The organism is Bacteroides cellulolyticus, from assembly GCF_025567135.1.
Lineage (GTDB): Bacteria > Bacteroidota > Bacteroidia > Bacteroidales > Bacteroidaceae > Phocaeicola > Phocaeicola cellulolyticus.
Genome location: NZ_JAOQJJ010000015.1, coordinates 49,144 through 67,899 on the forward strand (window position 1 = coordinate 49,144; position 18,756 = coordinate 67,899).

Genomic DNA, 18,756 nt, shown 5'->3' on the forward strand with positions numbered 1-18,756 from the left:
ATCTGCCTTATCGTTTTTAATTATCTAATATATAACTGTTATTCCTGAACCTGAGTATCTTCTGCCTGTGGTTCTGCAGGAGATTCTTCAACTACCAGGTTACGATAGATTACAGCGGTACATCCCATTGATATAATTACATATGCAATAACCAAACACAACATCAGCAAAACTCCCAATATTGGTATAAGGCCAAATATAGCTGATAATATACCATATATCAGACCTAAAACAAATTGCACACCAAAAATAGTCCACTTATATCCATATGTTGCCTTATTACTCTGAACCATAGCCTCGCCGGGAGCCACTCCCTTATCCAACAATATGTATATAGCCAAAGACCATCCTATAGAAATTACAATAGCCGGAATAACCATGAAGAAGAAAGCTGGAATGATAGCCATAGCCATCAAGCCTAACAGGGTGAAATACTCTCCCATAAATTTACGATACTTACTGTCAAAAATAAATACCGGAGATATCACTTTGCCTTTACTCAATTCAATAGGAATAGTAGTCATGGCAATGGTAGTACCCACATTTAAATATGGTATCCATATAGTAACTATCCACAAAACCGTTGCCACCAACAATGATACCGAGTTCTTCATACCCAATGAAATTCCCTCTGAGAGAACATTCATCACCGAAATCTTCTTCTGTGCTTCCATAATAAATTAGTTTAAATAATACTTTGATTACAAATATAAGATTTTAATTTACATTTTCCAACTGATATCTTTTTATTTAATAAAAAAGATAAATTATTCAGCGTTAAAATAACATTTAGAACAGCGAAAGCCTATGTATATTTATAAATCAAAGTAAATACAAAACTATTCTATTGCAAAACCTTTGCAAAACGGGTTATAAGAAGCGAGACAATTGTCAATGAAATGCCAACCATAACAACACCGGTCCATTGCATGTAGTGCCAGAATGATCCTGCCAGGAATGTACCTAAAGCACCGCCTACAAAGTAGGTTGTCATAAATATGGTATTAACCCTGTTTGAAGCATTGGGAACAGAAGTCAGAACATAGGTCTGGTTACTCAATTGTACGCACTGCATACCTACATCCATGAGCATTATTCCGACTATAAATCCGGTGTAGGTGTTCTGCAAGAAATACATTATCCCCCACGCCACAATAATTATTATACATCCGATATAATTAAGTCTTTTAACTCCCAATATACGAACATAACGTCCAACAAGAGATGCCGTCAATGCTCCTGCAACACCACACAGTCCCATCATACCAATCACATTATTGCCTGCATACAAAGGTGCACCGCTTAATTTGAAAGCCAGACAAGCCCACAGACAAAGGAAACTTCCGAAACACAATCCCGCACGTAAGGAAGAAAGCCTTATATCAGGACGCTGCCTGAAAATTTTCATCAATGACTGCATCAAATCTTTATATGTTCCTTTGTAATTGACTGTCATATCAGGAATAACCCTAACAACCACAAAGATACAAACGAACATTATTACTGCAGCAATGTAATACATGGTACGCCATCCCCAATACTCTCCTACAATGCCGCTTATGACTCTTGAACCTAGGATTCCAGTAAGAAGTCCGCTCACCAATACGCCTACATTCTTCGATTTATGTTCCGGTTTCGAGAACTGTGACGCTATCGGTATGAATATCTGAGGCATTACAGAACAGATACCAGTAATTAAAGACGAAGCCAAGACAAGCCCAATATTTTCTGAAAAGGCAATTGACACCATAGAAAGAGAAAGTAACGAAAAATTCACCACAATTATATTGCGCCTGTTATATAAATCGCCCAATGGAATTATAAACAACAAACCGCAGGCATATCCTATTTGAGTCACCATAGGGATAAGATTTGCAGTAAACTCACTAACCTTCAAATCACGACAAATGTCGTTTAACAACGGCTGGTTATAATATAAATTAGCCACAGCCAATCCTGAAATTATCGCCAATATCAATAGCAGATAGCCAGGAATACCTTCATTCTCTATCAGTTTCTTTTTCATGCTGCAAACTTATACAAAAATAAATCATCAAATACACATAACAACAGAAAAAATATAATCAAACGCATTTATAGAAAAAGTAGTGTTAACTTTACAAAGAAAAAATATTAATATTTATGATAAACAAAATCTTTAAACGCCTGATAATACTGGCTGCATTTATAGCACCTATACAGTCGTATGCAGCACGAATTGACACTTTGAGTGTAAAAAGTGAAAAAATGAATAAGGAAATCGAAGTAGTTGTAATAGTACCCGACAAAGCTATCAACCATCAGGAATGTCCGACACTGTATCTGCTGCATGGATATAGCGGAAATGCCAGTACATGGATAAACATAAAGCCTGAGCTTCCTGACATGGCAGACAAGGATGGAATAATAGTAGTTTGTCCGGACGGTGAAAACAGCTGGTACTGGGATAGCCCCACCAATCAGGACAGCCAGTTCGAGACTTTTGTATCGAAAGAACTGGTGAATTATATTGACTCTAATTACTGTACAGTGAAAAACAGGAATGGAAGAGCAATTACCGGATTAAGCATGGGAGGTCATGGAGGACTATGGCTATCAATAAGGCATAAAGACATATTCGGAGGAGGAGGAGCAACAAGTGGCGGCGTTGACATACGACCTTTTCCAAGCAACTGGGAAATGAAAAAGCAATTGGGAGAACGCGACACAAACAAGGAAGTTTGGGACAACCATACTGTTATCACACAATTGGATAAAATCAACAATGGTGACCTTGCAATAATTTTCGATTGCGGAACAAGTGATTTTTTCTTTGAAGTAAACAATAATCTACACGCGGAATTATTGAAACGCGGAATAAACCACGATTATATCACACGTCCAGGTGCTCACGACGGCAAATATTGGAGCAATTCAATAGAATACCAATGGCTTTATTTCAGTAAATTCTTTAAAGGATACAAATCAAAATGATAAAAAAAGCGATGGACTAAAATCACTAAATTGTCCATCGCTTTTTCTATAAGCTCTTTTGTTATCAGCATTCTATGATAACTGATTTGCGAGCCGGAATAACAATATTCTCAGTCAAATCAATTGTCTTTCCGCTGGCAATTTCTCTCCCCATAACACTTTCATTCACAAGTCCTTTAAAATGGTTATTCATTAGGATCTGCTCGTTGTCTGTGCTGTTTAAAACAATAAGTTCTGTTCTACCTTCCTCTGTACGTGCATAAACATAAAGTCCCTGCTGAGGAACATGATACTTTACAGTTCTTTTTGTTGTCATAATTTAGTTGTTTAGTTTAATTCGGGCGCAAAGATATTTCAATATTACAATTCGGTTAAAAACTGTCCTGCTAAAAAATACTTAATCAAACAACTTTTTGATATATATCAATTAATTATAATCTTTACAAACATAAAAAACAGGCAAACCACACATAAAGCAGTCTGCCTGTTTTTATTTTAAACCGTTGATTACATACGTTTTAGATCAGGAATCCGAGCAAGATACCGGCAGCTACAGCCGATCCGATAACACCTGCTACGTTAGGACCCATTGCATGCATCAACAAATAGTTGCTTGGATCATATTCCAAACCTACAATCTGAGATATACGCGCTGAATCAGGTACGGCCGATACTCCGGCATTACCGATAAGCGGATTAATCTTATTGTCTTTCTTCAGGAACAAATTGAAGAACTTGACGAACAATACACCTGAAGCTGTTGCTATGATAAATGACAAAGCACCAAGTGCAAAAATAAAGATTGAATCACGAGTCAGGAACTCAGAAGCCTGAGTAGATGCACCAACTGTAAGTCCCAACAGGATAGTTATAGTATCAATCAACGGACCACGTGCTGTCTCTGCAAGACGACGTGTAACTCCACTTTCCTTCAACAGGTTACCGAAGAACAACATTCCCAACAATGGAAGACCTGAAGGTACAAGAAAACATGTAAGCAACAGACCTACTATAGGGAACATTACCTTTTCTGTATGCGAAACTGCACGAGGAGCTTTCATACGGATAAGACGTTCCTTCTTTGTTGTGAGCAGACGCATGATAGGCGGCTGAATCACAGGAACAAGAGCCATGTATGAATATGCCGACACCGCAATCGCACCCATCAGGTTAGGGGCTAGCTTGGATGAAAGGAATATGGCTGTAGGACCATCCGCACCACCAATAATACCTATAGCTGCTGCCTGCATAGGGTCGAAACCGAATTCAAGTGCAAGCATGTACGCTCCGAAAATACCAAACTGTGCAGCCGCACCGATAAGCATCAGTTTAGGATTTGATATCAAGGCTGAGAAGTCCGTCATGGCACCGATACCCAAGAATATAAGAGGCGGATACCATCCCGACGTTACACCCTGATATAAAATGTTAAGTACTGAGCCTTCCTCATAAAGACCTACCATTAGGCCGGCTTCCATATTGAAAGGAATATTACCGACAAGAATACCGAAACCGATAGGAATCAGCAACATAGGTTCAAATTCCTTTGCCACTGCCAGATAAATGAAGAATATACCGACAAGAATCATTATCAAATGCTGTGGAGTAGCATTGAAGAAACCGGTATATGTCCAGAAATCCGCCAGGTTATTCTGCAAAAAACTAACAAATTCTCCCATATTATTCAATAATTATAAGGTCAGTACCTTCAAGAATAGATTCACCTTTGCTTACTTTGATAGAAGTAACTTTACCGTCACGGTCGGACTTGATATCGTTTTCCATCTTCATTGCTTCAAGAACGAGCAAAGTCTGACCACGTTTGACAATATCGCCTTCCTTTACCTTTATATCAAGAATTACTCCTGGCAGAGGAGATTTGATTCCTGATTTGCTTCCAGCTACAACAGGACGAGACACTGCAGGTGGCGGAGCGGCAGGAGTAGTAGCTGCTGTACGAACTACCGGCTTGATTTTAGGTGTTGCTGATTTTTCCAGTTCTACGGTATATGAAGTTCCATTAACTTCTACCTTTACATTGTTGTCTTGTATATCTCCAACAGTAACCTTATATAAGTTACCGTTTATCTTATATTTATATTCTTTCATACGATTAAATTTTATCAAAGTTATTTCTTGTTCGGAGTTTCACGCAAAGTATAAATCTTAGAACTCCATGGCGAGTAACTGCGTTTTACGCGGCTTATTGTAAGGATAGTTTCTTCCACATCGTGATCAGCACCCTGAGCTTCGTGCAATGCCATAGATATCGCGGCAATAACTTCTCCTGGAGCTTCACCTAGTTTCATTTCCTTAGCTTCCTTATGGTCTGTCACATTCTGTGCTTTCATAGCGTTACGCTTACGCAAAGCAATTGCAGCCTTACCGACAAACTTAAAGCAAATATAAAGCAGAATCAGACCTATAAATACGACTGCCATAGCCGAAATCGCCATACCCACACCAACAGGATCGTGCTGTTCGAACTTATCCATTTTAGGATTACTTTCTATTGTCTTGTTGTTTGTGCTAGGTGTAACATATTTCTCGGCACTGTCATCCTTCACTTCCCATTCGTTCAAGCCATCGCTCACACGGGCATAAGAATAGTTTTCTTTAAGTACACCTGCCGGAACAACAACCTGATCAAGAAGTTTCTTGCCAGAATCATAAAGTCCAATCCAATTCTCGTTTGTTTTGCTCAAAACAAAATTTGTGTGGAAAGTACCACGACGCGGTGCACCGTCCGCCCAAAACAATGTGTGTTGGCGAGGTTTCAAAAGAGTCAACACATCACCTTTTGGAATAAAATAAGTGGCAGTATCACCCGGCTGTGAGCTTACACGGAGCAAGCATCCTGCCAAATCGGCGCTGCTATACGATTTGTTGAATATTTCTATCCATCCGCTGTGCAATCCGTAATCATCCTGGAAGTTACTCTGATTATCGACAAGCACTTCATTGATGACTACCTTATTGTTAGGCTTTTGTTCCTTGCAGGACGAAAAAGCCACCAACAGCATCAAAGAAAGGAACATTCCGATATTAAGTTTTCTCATCATATTTTCAGATTTTAATTTATTACAAAGGAATATTACCGTGTTTCTTCGACGGATTAGTAAGTTTCTTGGTCTGCAACTGCTGCAATGCACGTATAATGCGGAAACGGGTATTACGAGGCTCAATCACGTCATCGATATAACCATATTTAGCCGCATTATAAGGATTAGCGAACAGTTTAGTATATTCCGCTTCTTTTTCAGCCATGAATGCCTTAGGATCTTCAGCTTCCTTGGCTTCTTTAGCGTAAAGCACTTCTACAGCACCGGCACCACCCATAACTGCAATTTCTGCAGTAGGCCATGCATAGTTCATATCACCGCGCAACTGCTTACAGCTCATCACGATGTGCGAACCACCATATGACTTACGAAGAGTAATAGTAACTTTAGGTACTGTAGCCTCACCGTATGCATAAAGCAATTTAGCTCCGTGAAGGATAACTGCATTATATTCCTGACCTGTACCCGGCAAGAATCCAGGAACGTCAACAAGCGAAACAATAGGAATATTGAAAGCGTCGCAGAAACGAACGAAACGTGCTCCCTTACGTGACGCATTGCAGTCAAGCACACCTGCAAGGAACTTAGGCTGATTGGCAACAATACCTACAGACTGTCCGTTGAAACGTGCAAAACCGATAATGATATTCTTTGCAAAATCTCTCTGAACTTCAAGGAACTCACCATTATCTACAATAGCACCGATAACTTCGTACATATCGTAAGCCTTGTTCGCGCTGTCAGGGATAATCTCGTTAAGAGAATCTTCCAGACGGTCAATTGGGTCTGTACAATCTACATATGGAGCCTCTTCAAGGTTATTCTGTGGAATATAGCTCAAAAGTTTACGGATCAATGCCAGACCTTCTTCTTCTGTAGAAGCAGTGAAATGAGTAACTCCGGAACGTGTTGAGTGTACGCTAGCACCACCAAGGTCTTCCTGTGACACATCCTCACCTGTCACTGTCTTGACTACCTTAGGACCTGTAAGGAACATATAAGATGTACCTTCCATCATAAGAGTAAAGTCAGTCAAAGCAGGAGAATAAACAGCACCGCCGGCACAAGGACCGAAAATACCGGAAATCTGAGGAATGACACCCGAAGCAAGGATATTGCGCTGGAAAATTTCGGCATATCCTGCCAAAGCGTTTATGCCTTCCTGAATACGCGCTCCACCTGAGTCATTCAGTCCGATACATGGAGCACCCATCTTCATGGCCATATCCATCACCTTACATATTTTCTGTGACATTGTTTCAGACAATGAACCTGCAGACACAGTGAAATCCTGTGCAAATACATATACCAATCGCCCCTCTATAGTACCGTAACCTGTAACGACACCGTCACCAAGATAATGTTTCTTGTCCATTCCGAAGTTTGTACAACGGTGTTTTACGAACATATCCAGTTCTTCGAAGCTACCTTCGTCAAGCAACATAGAGATACGTTCACGTGCTGTATATTTACCTTTAGCATGCTGTTTTTCAATAGCCTTTTCACCACCTCCCAGACGGGCCTGAGCACGCAGTTCAATTAGCTCTTTCACTTTTTCCAATTGATTACTCATAGTTATAAGTATTTTTAAAGTTTATAATAACATTTACCGGACGAGGCTGCATAAAATAAGTGAAGAGTCGGCTTACATAATAATATGCAAACAGACTCTTCAAATATATCTATAAAACAGTTATTCCAACCATCGCCTCAACCAGTATTTTATTTTTCACAAAGTTCTGTCAAAACCCCCATTGTTGATTTCGGATGAAGAAAAGCGATATTAAGGTTTTCCGCTCCCTTACGTGGAGCCTTATCTATAAGGCGGATTCCTTTACCTTCGGCATCAGCCAAAGCATTAGCTACACCATCTTCAACGGCAAAAGCCACATGATGTACACCCATTCCTCTATTCTCAATAAATTTAGCTATTGTACTTTCAGGACCTGTCGGTTCAAGAAGTTCTATTTTTGTTTCACCACATTTCAGGAATGCAGTTCTAACTTTCTGGTCTTCTACTGTTTCGATGTTATAACATTTCAATCCCAATACATTTTCATAGTATGGCAGGGCTTCTTCGATACTGTTTACAGCAATGCCCAAATGTTCAATATGAGATATTTTCATAATGATGTTGTTTTTTTGATATTAAATTAAAGTTGATAAATTCTATAAGACAAAGGAAAGAAATTTGGATTAAAATACGAAACTTTTTCAGTAAATATTTATCCTTATTACTTTTTTATAACGTCTGAACTTTGATTTTGGAAACTTAACTTTGCAATCGACTGTTATATCAAACATATATCTTTTCCATTATCCTATTCAGCCATTTCCATTTCAGTCTGTACCACCGGCGGGTACTCAATTGCTTGCCTCCAAACCTCAATATAAAATCACGGTATCCGTATTTTTTAAAAGGAAGTCCGGCATCAATAAACTCAAAATGACTATACCCCTTCTCCCTTGAATACAGCATAGCATTCCATACAGCCAACACACCTGGATATAGCGAAGGATAACTCTTGCGCATTCCACCGGAAAACAGCAGAAATGCCGTATCGTCAGAGAACAGACAACACGAGCCTCCAATAATCTTACCATTATATGAGACTGTAAATATTTTTCCCATCTCTCCGCATTCCTCACCAAGTTCCAGTAAAGACGTAAAGAAATCCACTCCGGGAAAATATTTGAACACTTTCGAAGAATAATAGTTCTTCAGCATTCTGAAAAGTCCTTGAACCTGCTGTTTGTTTTCTGCTACTCCCATCACAGCACCGTTTTTCAAAGCCTGCTGTATCTGTCGTTTTCTTGAAGCCCCCATCCACTTATCCAAAGTTGTGTGATGAATGGAATTAATCACCCTCAAACGTTTTATAGGAAAATATCCGTTCTTCCTGAAATAACGGTATCCGAAAAGCGGTTCTGTCAAGTTTCTGAACTCTATCAGAAAGAAATTATCCTTGTTCCGGGATGTAAAGTACGAAAGAAGTTCATCGAAAATCATGTCATGCTTAATATCCGTATCAAAATACTCACCAGTATCATATATAACACACTCCCTTATAAACCAAGACTTTCTGATTACACATAATAATTTACCTATAGGTCTGTCCCCATCAAAGGCCACAAGCATAAAAGGAGTATATCCGGATGTCCGTTCAAGAATCCTAAACAGGCCTACCGAATGAAAGACGTTCTTCCCAGGAAGCTGAGGCAACGTTTCAGAGTGTTCATATGTAACCAAACGTATTGCCATATATCGCAAATTTACATAAAAAGTTTCAGCCTTTAAAACGAAAATCATATATTTGTGACTATCATTTTAAATTTTCACATATGAAAAATTTCAGCGACCTCATAAAATCAAGGCGCAGTATGCGCAAATTCACTCCACAGGAACTCACTCAGGAAGAAGTAGTCACACTGCTCAAAGCAGCACTCATGTCGCCAACATCCAAACGAACCAACTGCTGGCAGTTCATCGTAGTTGACGACAAGGAAATACTTGAAAAACTTTCATACTGCAAGGAAGCAAGCTCATCGTTCATAAAAGATGCGGCATTGGCAATAGTCGTAACAGCCGATCCCATGGCGAGCGATGTATGGATTGAAGACGCATCAATAGCATCCATCATGATACAGCTGCAGGCAGAAGACCTCGGACTTGGAAGTTGCTGGGTACAGTTGCGCGAAAGATTTACGGCAAGCGGCATTCCATCAAACGAATACGTACACGAAGTATTGGATCTGCCACTACAGCTACAGGCTCTATCAATCATCGCCATCGGACATAAAGGAATGGAAAGAAAACCTTTCGACGAGTCGCATCTGCAATGGGAGAAAATACACATCAACAAATACGGAGGAAAATGACAGTGGAATATTCAGAAAAACATCCTTCAATAGTAATGATTGGAGCCGGCAACGTAGCTACACATCTTGGAAAAGCATTCCACGAAGCCGGATGCCATATAAAAATGATTTACAGCAGGACTCAGGAATCAGCCAAAGAACTGGCAGAAAGTATAGGTTGCCCCTACACTACAGATATAACATCGACAGACAGTGATGCAGACATCTACATAGTATCACTCAAAGACTCTGTACTCGAAACAATACTTCCACAGCTAGTGAAATGCAATCCCAATGCCTTGTTTGTACATACTGCCGGAAGCGTTTCCATCAATATTTGGAAAGGACTTACAGCCAGATATGGCGTGCTATATCCAATGCAGACATTCAGCAAGCAGAGAAAAGTAGATTTTAATAATATACACTTCTTTGTAGAGGCAAACAGTAAAGAAGACACAGATTTACTCATCAAGATAGCCTCACTGTTGAGCAGCCATGTATTCGAAGCCTCATCCGAACAAAGAAAATACCTGCACATATCAGCTGTTTTCGCATGTAATTTCAGCAACCATATGTATTCCATCTGCGAACATCTTCTTTCATCCCACGGTCTGCCATTCAGCGCTATGCTGCCATTGATAGACGAGACAGCCGAAAAGGTACACCATTTATCTCCGGTATCAGCCCAGACAGGCCCCGCCCAAAGAGACGACCGCAACATCATGGACAGCCATCTTGAGATGCTTAAAGATGAACCAGACATAGCAGAGCTATACAAACTTATCAGCAAAAGCATACACAATTATAATACGAACAAAATATGATAGACTACGATCTCACAAAAATCAAGGCACTGTTCTTCGATGTTGACGGAGTTTTAAGTGGCGATACCGTACCTCTCCATCCCAACGGAGAACCTATGCGCATGATAAATATCAAAGACGGATATGCCATACAGTTCGCCGTAAAATGCGGATTACATATAGCAATAATCACCGGCGGACACACCGAAGCCGTCAGATTAAGATTTGAAGGACTCGGAGTGAAAGACGTATGCATGGGAGCTTCCGTAAAGACAAAGGAGTACAACGAACTGATAAAAAAATACAACCTCAAACCGGAAGAAGTACTTTATATGGGCGACGACATACCCGACTATGAAGTACTCCGCCTCGTAGGTCTCCCTTGCTGCCCCGCAGACGCCGCACCAGACATAAAAGCCATATGCAAATACATTTCCCATCGTGCCGGAGGTCAAGGCTGCGGCCGTGACGTGATAGAGCAAGTACTGCGCGCACAAGGAAAATGGATGTCACATGAAGAAGCATTCGGATGGTAAAATTCAAAAACTCAAAAACGTATGTTAGACAATCTAAAGAAATACAATATAATCCTGGCATCAAACTCGCCACGCCGCCGCGAACTCCTCTCCGGTTTGGGCATCAATTACGAAGTCAAACTGATAAAAGGTGTTGACGAAAGTTATCCTCCACATCTGAAAGGAAGTGAAATACCTGAATTCATATCACGCATAAAAGCTGCCGCCTACCGCCCGTTCATGGCAGAAAACGATCTTGTGATAACAGCAGACACAATAGTCTATGCCAATGGTGAAGTACTTGGAAAACCCAAAGACAGGGAAGATGCAGTAAGAATGTTGAAAATCCTGTCCGGACACACCCATCAGGTAATGACAGGAGTAAGCATCACCACACGAGAATTTCAGAAAAGCTTCTGTTCAGTATCAGATGTTACTTTCGACACACTGACAGACGAAGAAATAGACTTCTATATAGACAATTACAAGCCTTACGACAAGGCAGGAGCATACGGCATACAGGAATGGATTGGCTTCATCGGTGTGTCAGGCATACATGGGTCTTATTTCAATGTTATGGGTCTGCCGGTGCAGAGGCTTTATAGGGAGTTGAAGGAAATTTGATAAAAAATAAAGAAGTACTAATTCAAAACTTACTTATACGTTTCCAGTAAACCACATATATAATTGGAATTATTCTTTCTTATCTTTAAATAAAGACTCTATAAAATAGACAAGAAGATTGTGCAATTTATCACTGTGGTTTACTGGATAGTATTAATAAAAATACTATATCAGCATCTTATAAATTAATTATCAATCTAATATCATTGAAAAATCAATCATTAATATTTATAAGATGCATAATCATTTACTTACCTTATCCAAATATGTTTCTGCTATAAGTTCCTGCTTCTTATATATTTTTATACTAGGATTAGTCGAACGATGCCATATCTCACAAGAATACTCCTTATAAGCTACAGATTGACACTCATCATCATTACGAAGAACTTTTATATCGTTACACAAACTCATATTTTTTGTTTGCGAAGCTGTTCTTTTAGGCAATATAGCATATGCATATGCTGATTTTTTATCTAAGCAATGTTTAATGATACATTTGAAGACTTTTCCTTTACTCCAATCATTTTTAAAGAAAGGATCTATTGCATCCCACTTACCATATTGCATTTCTTCTGTTACAACAAGCTCCTGATCAACTGCACTAGAATGATCTAATAATATATAACCTCTTCCATCATGCCAAGCCCATTTCTTGCCATACTTTACATCACCGATAAGATTATTTTGTTCCAATGAAGTTTTTATATCTATAATGTCTTTATTATTACTATAGATATCTGCTCCTAAAGCTACAACTAAATCTTTAAAGAAAAAAACTGATTTAAAGGCATGTAGCCCATCTCTGTTTAATTCCATGGTTGTACACATAATCTGATCAGACACTAATCCTCCAACATGTTTTGTCTTATTTTCTTTATCGTATCTATTATCGGAAACTTTAAGAGGTTTATTATCATCATAACTGGTAATACCTGGTATTGCTCTCCAATCCCAATGTGCAAAAATATTATCATACTCACTTCCATGCTGCATCATCAAAAGGGTCCCATCTGCAGAGAACCAAGCATTAGTGTTTTCTTTATTTGTAAATTCAAAACCAATAGTCCTCTCCGAATGCATTCTAATAGAAGCGTACCAATCTTCAGTACGGTAAATGCCACAATCTGAACACAAATAATATTTTGCTCCGGTCAATGTATTCTTATACTTGTCAGGCATAAGATTCTCATTTGATATGTTAATAAACAAGCTACTATCTTTTTCTCCAACCATAGCCATATTTTGAGCTGCAACAGCAACGGAATAAGCCTTACTACGTCCACTGTCTTTAAAAACCTGCCTTCCGCAAAAGCTAGGATCCATAACGCCTTTGAATACACTCCAGCATATTCCTTCTTTCATTAAATTAGCAACAATATCGTATTCTTTTTTACTAAATGCATAAGAAGTACCTTGTAAAACGGCCAACAAGAATGAGACCGACTCAGCATAAGTCTGACCATAGTTTCCAAACTGAATTTGTGGACCATGCTGATGGAAAGACCAATCCTTTTGAATACCTTCTTTATCAGAAATAGATATTTCTTCTGCAATAAATTGTTTTGACATAACCAACAATTGTTCATCATTTATCAAAAGAGCTTTCATGAGGTTATTCGCAGCCAGCCATACTTTGTTCTGACCTGTCTTTCCAAACTCTGATCGTTTTAACAAATCCAAAGCTCCATTTAACTGCATCGGTGTAATTTCATCCATTATCATTAAAAGTATAGCTGTCATTTTACGAGGTACACCAATATCATTATGCCACCAATTATCACTGGTTGGCTTTAACTTCATCCAATAATTTACAGCCTTGTGAATATTTTCATGCATCTTTATATCCTTATACCACTTACTTGAAGGAGAGACATAAAGTTTTACCAATGAATAGAGACGAGTCAAATGTAGAGTCGGCTGCCATCTGCCTCTTGTTCGGTCCGTATAATCAATATCTGAAAAAGAGCCATTCTCATTTATCAAAGAAAACAAACGATTTACTTCTACGTCTGGTAAATGTACCGACATGTATAATTGAAGCTGTAAAACATCATTAGCCCTTCCATAATCAGAATATTTAATAAAATTGTCAGTAACCTTATCATTAGGAGAGTAATTGAATGCAGAAAGAGTAACAAAATTTTCCCTCACTTTATCCAAATTATTTTCATTAGAAGCACATACACTATGACATAAAGCCAGTGATATAATTGTTAGTAATATATTTCTTACATCCATATAATAGGTTATTTTTATTTGCACTTAGAATTATTTCTTAAACAACAGTACTTTTTTATGACCAATATTTCCTAAACGATCATTTTGCGGTAAATCAATAATAAAATTCTCTCCATTAAGTTCTATTGTGATTTGTTTAATTGAAGGATCCATAGTAGCATCAGATGCATATATCTGCATACTGTCACCTTCCTTATTCAGCATAACTACGCAAGGAGAAGAGACCTTCATTGAACAGTTATCCCAAAACAATCCGTTATTATTTGGATAAAATATTGCCTGGATAATATTCTTGTCTTCATTAATGACAGCCTGGACAAGAGTGTCATTCCTTAAGATTTCAAAAGGAAACTTAGTATTCGGCATACCATTTCCTGAATACACCACATATCCATATTTTTCGTTTTTAGGGTTCACACCATGCTCTGTCCAAATACGCAAAATTTGACTCTCTTCTGGAAGATTCTTTTTCTTAATATTACCAGGATTTAATTTACACCAATCGTTTTTCTTATTCTCAAGGGCCAAACTGATATTCCTGGTATATTCAGGAATTGCACAATATGCAAACTGTCCCTGTTGTTTTATCCAAACAAAGTCCTTACCTTTATTGTCTAAATGTATTATACTATCATTAACAAATCGTTCATCTTCATTTTGTATAATAGATACTCTATTTTTTAATGAAGTTTGATCTATTGTTGTACGAATAGTTTCATGTCTTCCATAATTATTATTTGTAATTCCAGCACCAAGTGCTATAAAATAATCTCCCAAAATAAAGTATCCTTTATATGCCTTGAATCCATACAATATATCATTCTTAATATGATAATCTCCTTTATCATTGACCCCTTCTTTATCCGATCCATTCATCTTTTCAAAAATAAAACCTGTTACCGCATTCTGTTTAGAATCAGTTGCAGCACCTGCAAAATTATGCTTGCTGCAATATCCCCTCCAATTAGTTACAGGAATAAGTTTATCCATTCCTTCACGTACAGTAGTACCAGGCAATGCAGTTACATCAAGCCCTCCAAGAATACGTTGATACTCATCTCCTTTTCTTTGAAATAACGTAACACCGTCAGCTGTATGAAAGTTATAATTATCGGCAAACAAAGCACTTTCCACTCCATCTGTTCTTACGGATGCCATATTGACTGATATATGACAATCCGATGTTTTCTTTATCAAATCATCATTATTGTAAAACCAGCGTATTCCGTTATACAACCCGAATTCATAATTTTCCATTATGATTTTGGAATTATCTACTTCATATTTAAGTTTTAACAGTTCTTCCTGCTGCTCTTTTGTAAATGAAGACATCCAGTTTTTTACTATTTTATTTAAGATATTCGAATATGGGATTCTCTTTTTCTCAGGTCTGTATTCATAAGTATAACGATTCAATCCTGGTATTACAAAACCGTTATAATAATACCAGCTACCACCTCTGAAATAATTCATAAGCGCTTCTGTATTTTCTCTCGTCAAACTTTTATGCCATGGTGTATCCTGTAATGTCTGCAATGTCTGCAAAGCGAAATCTATTCCACCCATCGGATAATCAAAAAGACAGCACTGCTTTCCATGTCCCCATCCGGCACCATCAGAAGTGAGCCCTTCCGTCCAAAAAGAGTCTTTATTTGTACTCTGGGAAGTAGAACTAATACTTCTCATACAAACCTCAGATACAATCTCTATCATAGAAACAGACTTCAACATTACAGCTACAGGCAGTAAAGACCTATAAGCTATACCATTTGCACCTACCCACCATACATGATTTCTAAAACGCTCAACAGAAACAACATTAATATCTGTCTCATCATTCCTCAACGGCTGTGTCCAAGCTTGCAATGCAACAACTTTCAACATTGTACATGCATCCATTAACAATTTATCCGCTTTTCCTTTCTCTGCTCTATCCATATCATCAAGCAACGTAAAATATATATTTACAGCTGCTGTAGGAATAGCAAAACATGATGCATGAAAACGGGTTGATACATTAGGACGCTGTATTTCAATTTCGCCATAGTGAATTATAGCTTTCTGTATTTTAGGAAATACTTTATCCTTCTCTGCACCTTGAAAACTAGAAGAAGCTGTTATTTGAAAAATTCTTTCAAAGGCTTCCCTTATAAATAGCCCGACTGTATCATTGGTTGTCAATCTACTTCCTGCATGATACATATCCTTTATTTTCTCTTCCATTGTCATCATATCAGAAAAACGTCCTTCAGAAGTCAATGAACTTAAATAAGAATTTATCAATTTAGTATCCTTATTTACTTTTATCCTATATGGATTTTCATGGTAATACGTACGTAATCTATCTAAGGCTCTTATTTCCGACGAATCACATGACTGAATTTCCCTATTATCATACTTATGATAATTATCAAAAGCCAATCTTCTCTCTATGTTTTGTGCATTTGCAAATAAGGAAAGACTTAATAACAGATATATAGCATAATATCTCATGTTGAATATCATTTTATTGGTCTATTATAAAATTTATAAATTGTATGGCTTTCGTATTTTTTATTCACATCAAGCATTGTACTTGGCCATTCTTTTTTATTGGGACTGTCAGGATAATGCTGTGTCTCCAAACAAATAGCAGAATGCTGTGGATACCAAATACCATATTTCCCTTTTACCGTTCCGTTCAAAAAGTTTCCTGTATATATTTGTATTCCAGGTTCTGTGGTAAAAACTTCCATCTCTATTCCTGTTTCAGGACAGCTTAACTTGGCTGCCAATTTATTTATATCTCCATCTGTTTTTAAAACCCAGTTATGGTCAAAACCATTTCCATTTTTAATTTGCCCGTTATTAATGTCTATATTTGATGAGATAACCCTTAAAGATGAAAAATCAAATGGAGAATCATCTACAGGAGTAAATTCCCCAGTAGTCATTAAAGTTGAATCTATTGGAGTATAATATGTCGAGTTCACATACAATTTATGATCCATAACACTCTTATCATGATTACCACTTAAGTTGAAATAAGAGTGATTTGTCATATTTACGACAGTTGCTTTATCTGTTACAGCACTATAAAAAATATGTAATTCATTATCATCATTCAATCTGTATTCTATCTGGGCATTAACATTTCCAGGAAATCCTTGGTCACCATCCGGTGAAAATACGCTCATAACAATTGAATTATCATCAAATTTATCAACCTTAAATGCTTTGCAGTGCCATCCTTTCTCTCCTCCATGCAAACAATGAGGATAATCATTTTGCGGCAATACGACAGTATCTTTATCAATTACAAAATGTCCATTATCTATTCTGTTTGCATATCTCCCTATTGTAGCTCCAAAATTATTAGGTACAGTTATATAATCATTTATATTATCAAAGCCCAGTACCAGATCCTTTTTATCACCACTTTTGTCAGGAAACAAAATTGAAACGATCCTGGCTCCATAATTGGTAATAAAAACCTCCATACCATTTCTATTACGCAGCTTATACAAACCAACATTAATGCCGTCAATACAAATTTGAAAGTTTTCTTTTACCAATGGGGTGAAACGATCTCCATTGTCAGTATTACAAGCTACAAAGAGCAGTGATATTATCACAATATGCATTATTAAACTTTTCATATAAGTAACTATTCAAAATTAATTTTATACATATGAGTAATTCACAAATAAGTTCGTACCTACAGATGCCAGTGCCCTGTTTGTACAATAGAAAAGCGAGTCCTTAGTATTGTAATCAGCAGGTCTTATCCATTTGCCTTTCAATATGCGCCACAGGATTTCAGCAAGATTAAGTTCTGGAGAGTATGGTGGAAGATAAAAAAAAAATAATCCTCTATCCTCCCATATTTTTCTGAGTTCTTTTATCTTTCTGTTCCTGTGTACAGAAGCATTGTCAAGGACAACCACCGTTTTCTTCTTTACCTCAAAAGAGAAAATGTCAAGAAAATCCACAAGTTTGTCTGCATTGATGGATTCTTGTGTTGTAAAACCTTTATATTGATTTCTTCGGGTAATCATGCCAAAGATATTAAGTCTTGCTGTTTTCTCTGATGGAATATAGACATTCTCATCTTTGAACTGCCATCCGTAAGGTACATAACCATCTGTACATACATGACTTTCATCAGCATAATAAAGTTCTATTTTACCTTTGGAGTCAAGGCTTTCAAGTTCTTGCAACTTCTCTTTCTTGTATGTGTAGAGTTGCGGTGAGGGGATACCCCTTGGGCGTTTTCTTATTCGCTTATATCTTGCACCAATGCTCCTAAAAAACGTTTGAAGGTAATGTCGCTGGCTTTTTTGCCGGAAGCTTTTTCCCAGGCTTCGCGTGCTTTTGATACACTCTGACGGTCCTCCTCTATAGCCTTACGGACTGATTCCTCATCGGAACAATCCATTATAGGTTTACGACCTTGACCGGGACGTGTTTCCAAGCCTTTGATTCCATTTTCTTTATAACGTTTTATCCATGCGTATACTGTTGGTATTGTCACATCAAATATTTCAGCTATTTCTGAGGCCGATTTGCCTGATGACTTCAACAATATGGATTTGCATCTGATACGATAGTTATGAGTAGGGCCATTATGATACCCTTTCTCAAGTTTGAGGCGATCAGCCTCACTCAATTCAAGCACTTTTATATGTTTCATGATTCAAT

19 protein-coding genes are annotated in these 18,756 nt (G+C 37.8%); 5 read left to right on the forward strand and 14 right to left on the reverse strand.

Annotated features, from left to right (window positions below; all coding sequences use genetic code 11):
- Positions 1–38 precede the first annotated feature (38 nt).
- Positions 39–674 (reverse strand): hypothetical protein, encoded by a 636-nt coding sequence (locus OCV82_RS12150; protein WP_154044639.1) that lies wholly within the window; start codon positions 672–674, stop codon positions 39–41.
- 170 nt (positions 675–844) lie between these two features.
- Positions 845–2,026 carry an MFS transporter gene (locus OCV82_RS12155; RefSeq protein ID WP_154044640.1) on the reverse strand — a complete coding sequence of 394 codons (1,182 nt, stop codon included), beginning with the start codon at positions 2,024–2,026 and terminating at the stop codon, positions 845–847.
- 116 nt (positions 2,027–2,142) lie between these two features.
- Here OCV82_RS12155 and OCV82_RS12160 point away from each other — a divergent pair, with 116 nt between their 5' ends.
- Positions 2,143–2,973, forward strand: coding sequence for an alpha/beta hydrolase (locus OCV82_RS12160; RefSeq protein WP_154044641.1), 831 nt, complete (start codon positions 2,143–2,145; stop codon positions 2,971–2,973).
- A gap of 64 nt (positions 2,974–3,037) precedes the next feature.
- Here OCV82_RS12160 and OCV82_RS12165 read toward each other — a convergent pair whose 3' ends face one another.
- The 7 genes from OCV82_RS12165 to OCV82_RS12195 form a co-directional block, all read right to left on the reverse strand.
- Entirely contained in the window at positions 3,038–3,289 is a 252-nt protein-coding gene (locus tag OCV82_RS12165) for a cyclomaltodextrinase C-terminal domain-containing protein (RefSeq protein ID WP_154044642.1), read from the reverse strand.
- Between the two features lie 202 nt (positions 3,290–3,491).
- Positions 3,492–4,652: a sodium ion-translocating decarboxylase subunit beta gene (locus OCV82_RS12170; RefSeq protein ID WP_154044643.1), complete on the reverse strand. Its 1,161-nt coding sequence runs from the start codon at positions 4,650–4,652 to the stop codon at positions 3,492–3,494.
- Between the two features lies 1 nt (position 4,653).
- Positions 4,654–5,082: a biotin/lipoyl-containing protein gene (locus OCV82_RS12175; RefSeq protein ID WP_154044644.1), complete on the reverse strand. Its 429-nt coding sequence runs from the start codon at positions 5,080–5,082 to the stop codon at positions 4,654–4,656.
- 20 nt (positions 5,083–5,102) lie between these two features.
- Entirely contained in the window at positions 5,103–6,032 is a 930-nt protein-coding gene (locus OCV82_RS12180) for an OadG family transporter subunit (RefSeq protein ID WP_154044659.1), read from the reverse strand.
- A gap of 22 nt (positions 6,033–6,054) precedes the next feature.
- Positions 6,055–7,608 (reverse strand): acyl-CoA carboxylase subunit beta, encoded by a 1,554-nt coding sequence (locus OCV82_RS12185; RefSeq protein WP_154044645.1) that lies wholly within the window; start codon positions 7,606–7,608, stop codon positions 6,055–6,057.
- Positions 7,609–7,757: 149 nt separating this feature from the next.
- Positions 7,758–8,162, reverse strand: coding sequence for a methylmalonyl-CoA epimerase (gene mce / locus OCV82_RS12190; protein ID WP_154044646.1), 405 nt, complete (start codon positions 8,160–8,162; stop codon positions 7,758–7,760).
- Positions 8,163–8,331: 169 nt separating this feature from the next.
- A complete protein-coding gene (locus OCV82_RS12195) occupies positions 8,332–9,297 on the reverse strand; it encodes a GNAT family N-acetyltransferase (protein WP_154044647.1) in 966 nt (321 codons plus the stop codon).
- 80 nt (positions 9,298–9,377) lie between these two features.
- Between OCV82_RS12195 and OCV82_RS12200 the strand changes: the two genes are divergently transcribed.
- Genes OCV82_RS12200 through OCV82_RS12215 form a run of 4 tightly spaced genes read left to right on the forward strand, consistent with a single transcriptional unit; the run spans position 9,378 to position 11,835 of the window.
- Entirely contained in the window at positions 9,378–9,914 is a 537-nt protein-coding gene (locus tag OCV82_RS12200) for a nitroreductase family protein (protein WP_154044648.1), read from the forward strand.
- Positions 9,911–10,717 (forward strand): Rossmann-like and DUF2520 domain-containing protein, encoded by an 807-nt coding sequence (locus tag OCV82_RS12205; protein WP_262543635.1) that lies wholly within the window; start codon positions 9,911–9,913, stop codon positions 10,715–10,717. The genes OCV82_RS12200 and OCV82_RS12205 overlap by 4 nt, the downstream gene beginning before the upstream one ends.
- Positions 10,714–11,232, forward strand: a complete 519-nt coding sequence (locus OCV82_RS12210) for a KdsC family phosphatase (protein WP_154044649.1) — start codon at positions 10,714–10,716, stop codon at positions 11,230–11,232. The genes OCV82_RS12205 and OCV82_RS12210 overlap by 4 nt, the downstream gene beginning before the upstream one ends.
- Before the next feature lie 21 nt (positions 11,233–11,253).
- Entirely contained in the window at positions 11,254–11,835 is a 582-nt protein-coding gene (locus tag OCV82_RS12215) for a Maf-like protein (protein WP_154044650.1), read from the forward strand.
- Positions 11,836–12,078: 243 nt separating this feature from the next.
- Here OCV82_RS12215 and OCV82_RS12220 read toward each other — a convergent pair whose 3' ends face one another.
- Genes OCV82_RS12220 through OCV82_RS12240 form a run of 5 tightly spaced genes read right to left on the reverse strand, consistent with a single transcriptional unit; the run spans position 12,079 to position 18,748 of the window.
- Complete coding sequence (locus OCV82_RS12220) at positions 12,079–14,076, reverse strand: polysaccharide lyase family 8 super-sandwich domain-containing protein (RefSeq protein WP_154044651.1); 1,998 nt, start codon at positions 14,074–14,076, stop codon at positions 12,079–12,081.
- 30 nt (positions 14,077–14,106) lie between these two features.
- Complete coding sequence (locus OCV82_RS12225; protein WP_262543636.1) at positions 14,107–16,569, reverse strand: polysaccharide lyase family 8 super-sandwich domain-containing protein; 2,463 nt, start codon at positions 16,567–16,569, stop codon at positions 14,107–14,109.
- 8 nt (positions 16,570–16,577) lie between these two features.
- Complete coding sequence (locus tag OCV82_RS12230; RefSeq protein ID WP_154044653.1) at positions 16,578–17,714, reverse strand: aldose epimerase family protein; 1,137 nt, start codon at positions 17,712–17,714, stop codon at positions 16,578–16,580.
- A 24-nt stretch (positions 17,715–17,738) separates the two neighbouring features.
- Positions 17,739–18,434 carry an IS630 family transposase gene (locus OCV82_RS12235; protein ID WP_317258404.1) on the reverse strand — a complete coding sequence of 232 codons (696 nt, stop codon included), beginning with the start codon at positions 18,432–18,434 and terminating at the stop codon, positions 17,739–17,741.
- Entirely contained in the window at positions 18,332–18,748 is a 417-nt protein-coding gene (locus OCV82_RS12240; RefSeq protein ID WP_154044655.1) for a helix-turn-helix domain-containing protein, read from the reverse strand. The genes OCV82_RS12235 and OCV82_RS12240 overlap by 103 nt, the downstream gene beginning before the upstream one ends.
- Positions 18,749–18,756 lie beyond the last annotated feature (8 nt).

Bases quoted from the DNA above. Each gene is read 5' to 3' on its own strand.
- OCV82_RS12195 (WP_154044647.1), bottom strand. From the start codon at position 9,297: ATGGCAATACGTTTGGTTACATATGAACACTCTGAAACGTTGCCTCAG.
- OCV82_RS12150 (WP_154044639.1), bottom strand. From the start codon at position 674: ATGGAAGCACAGAAGAAGATTTCGGTGATGAATGTTCTCTCAGAGGGA.
- OCV82_RS12185 (WP_154044645.1), bottom strand. From the start codon at position 7,608: ATGAGTAATCAATTGGAAAAAGTGAAAGAGCTAATTGAACTGCGTGCT.
- OCV82_RS12165 (WP_154044642.1), bottom strand. From the start codon at position 3,289: ATGACAACAAAAAGAACTGTAAAGTATCATGTTCCTCAGCAGGGACTT.
- OCV82_RS12155 (WP_154044640.1), bottom strand. From the start codon at position 2,026: ATGAAAAAGAAACTGATAGAGAATGAAGGTATTCCTGGCTATCTGCTA.
- OCV82_RS12240 (WP_154044655.1), bottom strand. From the start codon at position 18,748: ATGAAACATATAAAAGTGCTTGAATTGAGTGAGGCTGATCGCCTCAAA.
- mce (WP_154044646.1), bottom strand. From the start codon at position 8,162: ATGAAAATATCTCATATTGAACATTTGGGCATTGCTGTAAACAGTATC.
- OCV82_RS12160 (WP_154044641.1), top strand. From the start codon at position 2,143: ATGATAAACAAAATCTTTAAACGCCTGATAATACTGGCTGCATTTATA.
- OCV82_RS12230 (WP_154044653.1), bottom strand. From the start codon at position 17,714: ATGAAAAGTTTAATAATGCATATTGTGATAATATCACTGCTCTTTGTA.
- OCV82_RS12225 (WP_262543636.1), bottom strand. From the start codon at position 16,569: ATGAGATATTATGCTATATATCTGTTATTAAGTCTTTCCTTATTTGCA.
- OCV82_RS12205 (WP_262543635.1), top strand. From the start codon at position 9,911: ATGACAGTGGAATATTCAGAAAAACATCCTTCAATAGTAATGATTGGA.
- OCV82_RS12200 (WP_154044648.1), top strand. From the start codon at position 9,378: ATGAAAAATTTCAGCGACCTCATAAAATCAAGGCGCAGTATGCGCAAA.
- OCV82_RS12210 (WP_154044649.1), top strand. From the start codon at position 10,714: ATGATAGACTACGATCTCACAAAAATCAAGGCACTGTTCTTCGATGTT.
- OCV82_RS12175 (WP_154044644.1), bottom strand. From the start codon at position 5,082: ATGAAAGAATATAAATATAAGATAAACGGTAACTTATATAAGGTTACT.
- OCV82_RS12180 (WP_154044659.1), bottom strand. From the start codon at position 6,032: ATGAGAAAACTTAATATCGGAATGTTCCTTTCTTTGATGCTGTTGGTG.
- OCV82_RS12215 (WP_154044650.1), top strand. From the start codon at position 11,254: ATGTTAGACAATCTAAAGAAATACAATATAATCCTGGCATCAAACTCG.
- OCV82_RS12220 (WP_154044651.1), bottom strand. From the start codon at position 14,076: ATGGATGTAAGAAATATATTACTAACAATTATATCACTGGCTTTATGT.
- OCV82_RS12170 (WP_154044643.1), bottom strand. From the start codon at position 4,652: ATGGGAGAATTTGTTAGTTTTTTGCAGAATAACCTGGCGGATTTCTGG.